Origin of the sequence: Clostridium sp. UBA1056 (assembly GCA_002316385.1) — a bacterium.
Taxonomy (GTDB): Bacteria; Bacillota; Clostridia; order Clostridiales; family Clostridiaceae; genus Clostridium_J.
This window is the reverse complement of sequence record DCDL01000063.1, coordinates 21,456-28,093: the sequence shown is the minus strand read 5'-3', so window position 1 is coordinate 28,093 and position 6,638 is coordinate 21,456. Positions and strand designations below refer to the sequence as shown.

The window sequence follows — 6,638 nt, the reverse complement described above, 5'->3', positions numbered from 1 at the left end:
CACAAAATAGACGAGCATTCTGACTTATTTATTTTTTGAAGATACCTTAATCAAACTCTCACTAAATCTATCCCCCTTACATTTTATATTTTTTATTATTTTATTAAATAAGTATTAGTTCACAGGTTATAGGAAGACTTGTCCGTATTTTTATAATTACTAACTTTATATAATTTAGAATAATACCTATACTGATCTAATTTTACCTGTGCTGAAGCTTTGTTCAGCTTTAATTTTACCTCTGCTGAAACTTTGTTCAGCCTTGCCTGTATGCAGTTGCCATATATACCAGAAAACATAAGGAATTATTAGTATAGCGTTAACTATTCCCCATACATATAACACATCTGCATTCATCCATGTTGATGCATCCATTACAGCTGGAAATAAGTTAGGGAAACAAGCTCTAATTAGTACATGAGCTGATAATGTATAAATACGAGCAGATATATAAAGTTCAGGTTTTCTTTTGATAATTGGATATATTTCCGCCGCCATTAATATGCATATAGAGCTTGCAAAGTATTTACCAGTTTCACCATATACAAAGCATAAATTCCAAGTTGTATATAGAAAATTCCAAGCTACAGTAGTATAAGCTATAAACATACTCTTATCTTCAGCACTTAATTTAAAGAATTTCCTTCCATTTGGGAATGGAATAGTAACACATAATAATAAGCCACAAAGTGCATTAGCATAGTTTCCTAAAGAAACATCTTTTAGTGTAGCTTCAGCAATATTTAAGAATAATACCAAATACACAAACCAAACTATCCAATCCTTCCTCATAAAGTCCCAAAACTTACCTTGATATTGTTCTTGATCAGCTAACCGGAAGAATCCGCCTATTGCAAGTGGAAGTATAGCACTAAATGTTTTTGCCCAGCGAAACCAGCCATTTATGCCTCCCATAAGCCAAATTGGAAAAGTACATAATGCAGCAACCCAAAAAATAGCTGAAAACTTATAGTGGTTCTTCATGAATTCAATCATGAATAGCAGAAAAATAAAATAAGTTAACATTGAAAGTACATAATGCCAAACAGGAATATTCATAATATAAGTCCCCTCTCAAATTATTATTAACAAATCTTCCTAATATTAATATAATATTATATAAGATTAACATAAATAACTATTATTGTAATAGCCTTCTTATGAAAATTCCCTATTTATTCTAAATATATATAATGTATCCTCACATTTACAATTTTCTTAAATTTACTTAAACTAAAGCAAGAATTTTATGATGATTTATAAATAAAATATAAAAAACCCACGACAAAACTGTCGTGAGTTTTAATGGTGGATGCGAAGGGTTATGCACATCCATCTGACTATATCTCAGTATATGATTTTTACTCTTTTACACCGTCTACTATAACTTTTAAATCATTGCTTAAACCATTGATTTCTTTTGCAGAGGCTGCAATTTTTATTACATTATTATTTTGATTTTCAATAGTTGCTAATACTTCTAAATACAAAAACTCTATCAATAATAATAAAAGTAATAAATATGTAGAAAATGCTATTGATGCATATAGACTAATAGAAAATACTGATTCAGTGGATTCTACAGTACATGCGTTAGCTTAAATAGACTATATTACTACAAATACATTTAAACTCTGAAACCTGTGCAAATTAAAACTTGCACAGGTTATCTTTTTAAATTATTACCTTTGTACCATCAAATTTTGTGAAGGAAAAACCTTGAAATTCTTCATTATAGGTATCCCTATAATCCTGAAGTAATCCTATTGCCACAGATTCTCCAAGTTTCATGCCCTCTAAACAGTCTGAACGCCAGTGTACACCTGCAAAATCTCGCCCAAGGGCAATATTAGCAGCAAGCTTATTTAATTCTCCTCCGACTTTTAGATTACCATCTAGATATGGTTGCAACTTAAGCCCATCGGCGCTAGCTACTACTGGATTGGGAATAATATAATCCTCATCAAAAAATGCTTTTAAAATAGTTACCCCTGCTCCAATTTGAGTTGCATGACCTGCAGGATATGCTGGATGAGTTGGGCATCCTTCAGGGTAGGCCATAGGTAGAAGGTAGGTTCCATATTTTTTGAATACTACCTCTAATACTTTTGAAGCTAATAATTCTGGATTAATGGGATACTTTGCGGCACCTGTCTTAAGATTTTGTACGCATCCCCCAAACTCTTCTGGCCTTACTCTTCGATGCACCAAAAATTTTTGGAACCAAGCTGCTTCAAGGGCCATCCTGGCTACACGAGTCACAAAATCTAAAATGTGTGGACTACCAAAGGTAGCAAATCCCTCCTGGGTTTTTGAGAATAAATAGGGATTACTCAAAGACAGAGCTTCCTGCCCAAATCCTAGTAGGATCGAACAAGCCGTTAGTGCCGCCTGAATACTGTTATCTTTATGAACATATTCGCCTAGGTCTCTGCCATTGCTAATATATCGAGATACTGGGTCAAGTTTTAATGCTGAAGAGGATGCCTGTCCATTTTGTATATTAAGCCATTCATTATATGAAGTCATATAATCGATTTTTTCTACAGGTACACTGTATTTCTGTGTTATAGTTTTTGCCCCAAAGGGAATATCCATCAAGAGAAACTGTGAAACATATGGTCCTTCTAAAGCGCCAGGTACATTGCTACGGAAGAGTGTTTCCGTGGTGACTTTACATTTGCATTTAGGACCATCAAAAACTGAAAACTTTGATAAATCCTCAGCTGCAACCTTAGTTTCATGGTTGGTGTTATAATCTACAAAAGGGACATCACGAATTAAAGCCATCCAATAATCCTCAGCCATTTCACTTGCTTCTATAACACTGGAAAAACTCGGAGCTGGTGGGATAGTAAGATGATTAGAATCAGGTCCCACCATCTCATACGCATACGATGCCTGAGGGTTAACTAATTTTCTAGTCCCTCCTAGAGGTATTAACTCAAATTTTTCCGGATTTCCAGTGGTTAATGTCCTTATCCAAATGTTGTAGGCTTCTAAATTTACCTCTCCTAACAAATTATGAGGTAAAGCCTTTGTATAATTTCCAATCTTATTTGCATATAAAATTTCATCGTCATTGCATCTTTGCCCCTGAAGAATCAAGTTCTTCTGAAATAAAGCAGACTGAATTCGTCTTTCAAAAGCCTCACTGCGTCTCTGTTCAGGCGTCAAAGGTCCAATCTGGCATTGTTCTGCTATTGTATTATATTTAGGACATAAAGACTCAGTAATACAAACTTTATCTTTGCCTTCATTCATTTCTTTATTTTTATCTTGCTTTTCTTCCACCTTAATCACTCCTACTATTTAGCTAAAACTTTGCTATATTCAAATTTAAATATACTACCTATATTAATTCTTCAGTATATTATATGTATCTAGTGATTAAATTTCTATTCTTAATCTCATTTACTTTTATAATTATTACAGCATTATTGCTAAAACAAAGTACACTGAGGGACTTAAGAGAATACATCTAAACCGCTAATAATTAAAATTTTTTTATAACAATTTAACCCCCGCAGAAAGCTACGAGGGTATAATTTTTTCAAAAATTATTCTGTTTAAGGTCTAATTAATTTATTAAATGGAGTTTTGAGGTACACATTCACAACCCCCAGAATCTTTTAATGAGTTAGATGAAGCTGTATCAATGAAATTTTGAGGTACACATTCACGAACCCCAGAATTTTTCAATGAGTTAAATAAAGCTGCACTGATGATTAATATAACATTGTCATCAGTTCCATTTTCTAAATCATAAACTGCCCAGTATGCATTATCAGCTGTAAAAATACATTTTCGCTCTAATTTAAATCCAGGCGGTACAGTTGGAAGTGTTGCAACTGGTACACACACGTTCACATCTCCTTCATCTCTGATAAAATCAAAAGTTTGCTCGTCGATTTCATAAATATTAACTGGATCAATCTCTACACCTTTATCTGGAACTTTAATTTCATCTTCGACTAATAGAAAAAAACGTTCGCCTCTAAAATTAAGAAGACATTTCGCCCCAATTTCAAATGATGCCATTTCATACTCACCTCCTTATGATTCTTTTATATAATATGTTAGATTAATATATGGTTACAGATTGACCCCTCGCAGAAAACTACGAGGGACCAATTTTTTCAAAAATATTCTATTTAAAATCTAATGAGTTTATTAAATGAAATTTTGAGGTACACATTCACGAACCCCAGAATTTTTCAATGAGTTAAATAAAGCTGCACTGATGATTAATATAACATTGTCATCAGCTCCATCTTCTAAATCATAAACTGCCCAGTATGCATTATCAACTGTAAAAATGCATTTTCTTTCTAACTTAAATCCTGGCGGTACAGTTGGAAGTGTTGTAACTGGTACACACACATTCACATCTCCTTCATCTCTGATAAAATCAAAAGTTTGCTCATCAATTTCATAAATATTAACCGGGTCAATCTCTATACCTTTATCTGGAACTGTAATTTCATCTTCAACTAATAGAAAAAAACGCTCGTCTCTAAAATTGAAAAGACATTTCGCCCCAATTTCAAATGATGCCATTTCATACTCATCTCCTTATGTTTTCTTCTATATCCTATGCTAGATTAATAGATATGGTTACAAATTTATCCCTTAGATTTATTATAATCATTATTCATAAGTAATATAATCATCTACCTCTTGATTAACAGTCATAATTATGTCTATATCAGAATCCCCTGAAAATAAAATATCAGAGTTATAAATGCAGTATGAAAATAATTTAGAAGGCATTATTGTAAATATCACCCATTTGGATAATATTTTCAATAATGCCTTTTAGGAAAGTTTTTAGTAATTTTTACTCCTTTGCATCGCCTACTACATTTTTTAAATCATTGCTTAAACCATTGATTTCTTTTGCAGAAGCTGCAATTTTTATTACATTATTATTTTGATTTTCAACAGTTGCTAATACTTCTTCTGTAACCGCTGAATTTTCCTCCGCAATACTTACAACAGTTTCGATTTGTCCTTGAATTTCAGCAAATCTATCACAAATTTTTTCAACCATATCGCTTTCCTTATCTAATGAGCCAATTGTTTTTTCAAAAGAATGTTTTATATCCTTAAAATACTGTGATACTTCCTGGATTATTACGCTTCCAGAGTCAATAGCCTTATTCCCATGGCTTACTTTTTCAACAGTATCTTTTGTTTGTTCAAAAATTTTTTCAATTATTGTATTTATATCTTTTACAGTATCAGCACTTTGCTCTGCTAACTTTCGTACTTCCTCCGCAACAACGGCAAAACCCCTACCATGTTCTCCCGCTCTTGCAGCCTCAATAGCAGCATTTAATGCTAACAGATTTGTTTGTTCAGCTATTTGTGTTATCCCATGTAGGAATTTATTAATATCTTTCATATTATTTTCTAATTCATTTACTGTAACTACTGATGTACTTACAGCTTTACTTATAGTACTCATTTGGATATTCATCTGTTCTACTTTTTCTGCTCCAATTGTAACCTTTTCTTTCATTACTTGAGTATTTTCGCTTATTTCCTGTGAAATATACTGAGTTTCTTTTACATCATTTAATACATTATTAACCTCTAAATTTATGTTATCGATATTTTCTGCTTGCTCACGTATTCCTTCACCCATATCCTGCATTGCTAATGTAATGTTATCACTAGATTCTCTTGTTAATTGTATGTTTTCATTAAAAACATTTAAATTTCTGTTTAAAACTTTATTTCCTTCATTTACTTTTTTCATTGTTTCTTTTAATCTTATAATTAATTCGGTTGCATTTTGTTCTTTTATTTTAGTAGCTTCAACTAATTCCATACCCCACTTTGTTAAAAAATATGAACCTGCAATTGCACCGTTTAATATTATAACTTCACACATAAAATAATCAATAGATTGATTCATTGACAATAGAATTATGGGATCAAAAATAAATATAGCAATATATATTGCATTCAAAATACATCCATATATTAATACTAATTTCTTGTTAAAATACATTGCAATTAATATAATAGATACAAAAATAATACAATGTGACGATATAAGATTACAGTTTAAATATAACGTATATATAGCACCTGCTGAAATAGTTAAAGAATATATAAGTCCTTTTATCATACTATTAATATTAATAAAATATACACTACTAGCTACTATTACCCCAATTAGAGCAGGTATTGAGTTAATAAATCCTTCCTTAATATCACATCCCCTAAAATTGTCTATTATAATTAAAATTCCAAAAATACATATAATGCAGCAGATTATCTTATCTACTTTTTTAAAATTATATTCCTCTTTTTGTAGTTCCACAACGAAGTCCTCCCATTTTGCGTCTCACAACTTATTCTTTTTTTCTTACTATTACCTCATTCTTCTCAATATTAAAAGTATCTAATGTAAACTTCGTAAATTTTCATGGAATCTTTAACAAATTATTTAACTATAAAATTTCTTATTATAAATAAGTTTTTATAACTTATATTCCTTGGAATGGATTTTCACTTTATAATTCTGTAAAATATCTGCAAAACAAAAATTCCTCGATTGCTGTGTAAAATCTTTAGCTTAACTATTATTTCTTTTAAAACATAAAAACTCTGATTAAATTATTGAC

6 protein-coding genes are annotated in these 6,638 nt (G+C 31.2%); all 6 read right to left on the bottom strand.

The features are described 5' to 3' along the window. Nucleotides 1-186 precede the first annotated feature (186 nt). A complete protein-coding gene (locus tag B3W71_RS18330) occupies nucleotides 187-1,059 on the bottom strand; it encodes a hypothetical protein (RefSeq protein ID WP_346890373.1) in 873 nt (290 codons plus the stop codon). A gap of 302 nt (nucleotides 1,060-1,361) precedes the next feature. Further along, the gene (locus tag B3W71_RS18325; protein ID WP_346890372.1) at nucleotides 1,362-1,490 is read right to left on the bottom strand and encodes a hypothetical protein; all 129 of its coding nucleotides are present in this window, start codon (nucleotides 1,488-1,490) and stop codon (nucleotides 1,362-1,364) included. A gap of 184 nt (nucleotides 1,491-1,674) precedes the next feature. Then, entirely contained in the window at nucleotides 1,675-3,294 is a 1,620-nt protein-coding gene (locus B3W71_RS18320; RefSeq protein WP_346890395.1) for a vanadium-dependent haloperoxidase, read from the bottom strand. 294 nt (nucleotides 3,295-3,588) lie between these two features. Beyond that, nucleotides 3,589-4,041 carry a hypothetical protein gene (locus B3W71_RS18315; RefSeq protein ID WP_346890371.1) on the bottom strand — a complete coding sequence of 151 codons (453 nt, stop codon included), beginning with the start codon at nucleotides 4,039-4,041 and terminating at the stop codon, nucleotides 3,589-3,591. A gap of 132 nt (nucleotides 4,042-4,173) precedes the next feature. Beyond that, complete coding sequence (locus B3W71_RS18310; RefSeq protein ID WP_346890370.1) at nucleotides 4,174-4,560, bottom strand: hypothetical protein; 387 nt, start codon at nucleotides 4,558-4,560, stop codon at nucleotides 4,174-4,176. Between the two features lie 280 nt (nucleotides 4,561-4,840). After that, nucleotides 4,841-6,334: a methyl-accepting chemotaxis protein gene (locus B3W71_RS18305; RefSeq protein WP_346890369.1), complete on the bottom strand. Its 1,494-nt coding sequence runs from the start codon at nucleotides 6,332-6,334 to the stop codon at nucleotides 4,841-4,843. Nucleotides 6,335-6,638: the final 304 nt, after the last annotated feature.

Coding starts and splice junctions, on each gene's coding strand:
- B3W71_RS18330 (WP_346890373.1), bottom strand. CDS start 1,059: ATGAATATTCCTGTTTGGCATTATGTACTTTCAATGTTAACTTATTTT.
- B3W71_RS18315 (WP_346890371.1), bottom strand. CDS start 4,041: ATGGCATCATTTGAAATTGGGGCGAAATGTCTTCTTAATTTTAGAGGC.
- B3W71_RS18310 (WP_346890370.1), bottom strand. CDS start 4,560: ATGGCATCATTTGAAATTGGGGCGAAATGTCTTTTCAATTTTAGAGAC.